This window comes from Nocardiopsis prasina DSM 43845, assembly GCF_000341265.1.
Lineage (GTDB): Bacteria > Actinomycetota > Actinomycetes > Streptosporangiales > Streptosporangiaceae > Nocardiopsis > Nocardiopsis prasina.
Genome location: NZ_ANAE01000238.1, coordinates 1 through 3235 on the forward strand (window position 1 = coordinate 1; position 3235 = coordinate 3235).

Sequence of the window (3235 nt, forward strand, 5' to 3'; positions counted from 1 at the left end):
GCAGCAGGTTCAGAAATTTCCCATCAACGATCTAGCCCTTCTGTGCTGCTGGATGTGGATGCGGCCATTCGGCGACAGTGGTGGCGTTGGCTACCGTTCGAAAGGATCATCGACGCGGATTGACCAGCTGAACCCGCGATCGTAGAGCACCGATGCGTCGAGGCTGTGGCTCAGTTCCATGGTCCGATCCCCGGTCAGCGTGAGATTCCCGGCGCTGTCGGTCGCGTAGACGAGTTCAACGTTCTCCGCCGGTGCCTCTGCATATTCGAGTGCCGATTGACCCGGACTCTGCAAGGGCTTGAGCGTCAGAACCAGCCCGTTGCCCTCGCGCACGTATGTGCCCACGAGCAGGGTGCCATCGTCCTGCCGCACCTGCGCAGTCGCCGCACCGTCGGTCAGGGTATTCCCGAGCGCAAGCTGCGACCAGGACGCGTCTGCACCGGAGACGTCGGACTCGACCGCCCACACTCCCGCGGGTGTGGAATCATCGACGCTCTGAGTGGGCTGGGCGACGAAGACCAAGGCCCCGGTCAGCGCCAGTACCGCCACACCCACGGGCATCGCGATGCGACCGGTTATGCGGTTCGCGCGAGCGCTGCGGAACGGGCGCGGCTCGACCGAGGCGGGGACCGCACCATTGCCCACGACCGCAGCGACGATGCGTTTCGCCCACGGAGCCAGAACGATCAGGCTCATCACGAGCAGGGCGAGCGAGAGCTGCTTCGCAGGCATGTCGTAGCCGAGATTGAGCACGACGATGAAGGCCATGGAGCCGGCGGAGACCAGCGCTCCCGGAACCATCGTCCGACGCCACATGAGCGCGACAGCCGCCCCCAACTCGGCCATACCGGCAAGGGCCTGGAAGAGCGGCGAGAATCCCACCATGTACGACAGCAGACCCATAGGGCTCATTTCGCCGAGCGTGATCAGCGACTCGCCGACGTCAGGTCTGCCGAACTGCCAGAGTCCGATCTTGATCACTCCGTTGAACAGCAGCATGATCGCCAGGAGGAATCGTATTGCTGCGTGCGCCCACCACAGGACTGTACGCGCCAGGGGCCAACGACCCCCAGGTCGATCGTTCGGTGTCGTTGAGTCGCGCGTAGCGTCGTCGATCGTGGATGTGTGGTTCATTCTTCTCTCCTTGTGAGGTCGTAGAAACAGGCCTGCGTCAGTGCGTAAGTACCTGGATGCCCAGCCCGCCGAGGATCGCGACGGCTGCTCCCAGACGGCCACTGACACCAGCTCCCAGATCAGGACTTTGGTGGGATTCGCGCCGAAGCCGACCATCGCGGCAGACGAGATCTGCGTCGGATGGCCGATGAGGGCCACGCCCGGGATTCCGAACCTCTGGAACAGGCGGCCCACGCGTTTGCGCTTGGGGGAGCTTTCCTCCTCCGTGCTCGGCGTCGATCGCACGCGCTGCCGAAGCCGGCTGGACACGACGACGATGGGAACTACCGCCGTGGCGTTGCCCGCGATCGCAGCACTGACGGCAACGGCCGGATGCAGGCCGATCGCGACGCCGACGAGCGTGCCGAGGTACGACTCGACGAACGGGACGGCAGCGATGAGGAAGACGGAGAACCACTGAAGCCAGCCGGGGAAGGACTGGTGAAGTCCTGGAGGGTCTCGAGCATGATGTTGCTCCCTTTCGGATGTTGTATGGAGGCACCCGGCGTCGCCAGGTGGGATAAGGGACGAGGAGTCCCGGTGAAGCTCGTGGGGTCCCGCCCAGTGCGTCTCACCGGCCACCTCGTCGCCACTAGCACAATGTGCTAGAACCCCACACTAGCACATTGTGCTAGTGTGAGGTCACGTCGATTCTCAGGACTACGGAGGGGTTGTGGACACGCGAGGCAGGATCCTTGACGCAGCGACGTCGATGATGGAGGAGGGGGACGGGCAGCGCTTGACGGTGCGCGCAGTGGCCTCACGAGCCGGCGTCGGTATGGGGACGCTGCGGCATCACTTCCCGAACCAGCGCGCTCTGCTCGACGCGGTCCTCGCGTCGATGTACGAGCAGGCGATGCCCGATGACCGCATCCACGACACGACGCTGCCAGCACGCCAGCGCCTCACCGACAACCTGGGCAGACTCGTCGCCACCATCGGGGCGGGCGACGAGGCTCGGGCGCGAATGAGCGAGATGTTCCAGGACTACATCAGCCCCGATGCGCCCGAGAACGTCCGCATGACATATGCCGCCTTCGACGAGCAGGCCACGCGACGCGTCGAGTCCTGGCTGTCGATCCTCGTCGGGGAGGGAGCACTCGAAGAAGGCGACAACACGGCCCGGGCGCACTTCCTCCTCAGCGTCGTCAATGGCCTCGTCTGCTGGAGGGCTCTGCCCCTGAAGGAATCCGCTCTCACACGAGAGGCGGACGCACTCACCCTTGCCACAGAGGCGCTGCCATTCACGCAGTAGCCCTTCTGGGCACTCGTGCGCACCCCAGAAGCGCGCGTTCCTGTCATCACTTCCCGCAGCTTCAGCATCAGCCGCCCCGAGTTAGGAAGTGGGCCCCAGAGTTCCACCAGCCGCCGACGAACCTCCTTGGTCTTCGTGCATCGTCTCGAACAAGCGAGTGCCCCTGGCCCAGTCGCGGAGCCTTCGGACCCGAGTCTTCCCGATCCCCAGCTCGCGAACGAGGCGATCCACCACGTTGTCGGTGATCCGTCCGCCGCGGTCCGCCTGCTCCATGTTGGCCTGGAGCTCACCGAAGGTGCGGTGCGAACCGGTCTGGCCATTCACATCCTGGATTGATCTTGGCATGTGACGTCCGACACACAACCCAAGGGCACCAGACACCCCTACGGGTTGCGTTATTGCAGGTCAATGCGGTTCTTCGGGGTTCTGTCCAAGTACGCGTGCTAGGGATACTCCCTGGAGGCACGATCAATCCCGACAACCTGAGGTACGACGCCGACGCGGTGCGGATCGTCCGGGAGTTCGCGGCCTGACCCTCCCCGCCGGGAACGGAGCGTCCCGTACACGGCCGACGGGCCGCGGCTGGTGGTCACTCGGACCCGGGGTCGTCGGGTTGGCGGCGGTAAGGCGGTTCAGGCACCCGCGACGTGGCCTTTACTTGCCCTGCTCAGTTGAACTTCCAGGATCGGGTTGGCCGGGCTATCGACCCACAACCCCCTTCGCCGATGGTGGTTACCGAGACACCTACCTGCTCGCGGTCCCACGGACCCCTTGTCTCGTGCCGGGTGTGATGGAGGCTCTCAACCC

General features: G+C 64.8%; 3 protein-coding genes. 2 read left to right on the forward strand and 1 reads right to left on the reverse strand.

What is annotated here, in order from left to right; genetic code table 11:
* Nucleotides 1–90 precede the first annotated feature (90 nt).
* On the reverse strand, nt 91–999 hold the full coding sequence (locus D452_RS30770) for a hypothetical protein (RefSeq protein ID WP_017547275.1): 909 nt from the start codon (nt 997–999) through the stop codon (nt 91–93).
* Nucleotides 1000–1174: 175 nt separating this feature from the next.
* Between D452_RS30770 and D452_RS30775 the strand changes: the two genes are divergently transcribed.
* Nucleotides 1175–1594 (forward strand): hypothetical protein, encoded by a 420-nt coding sequence (locus D452_RS30775; protein WP_017547276.1) that lies wholly within the window; start codon nt 1175–1177, stop codon nt 1592–1594.
* Nucleotides 1595–1846: 252 nt separating this feature from the next.
* A complete protein-coding gene (locus tag D452_RS0127150; protein WP_017547277.1) occupies nt 1847–2428 on the forward strand; it encodes a TetR/AcrR family transcriptional regulator in 582 nt (193 codons plus the stop codon).
* Nucleotides 2429–3235 lie beyond the last annotated feature (807 nt).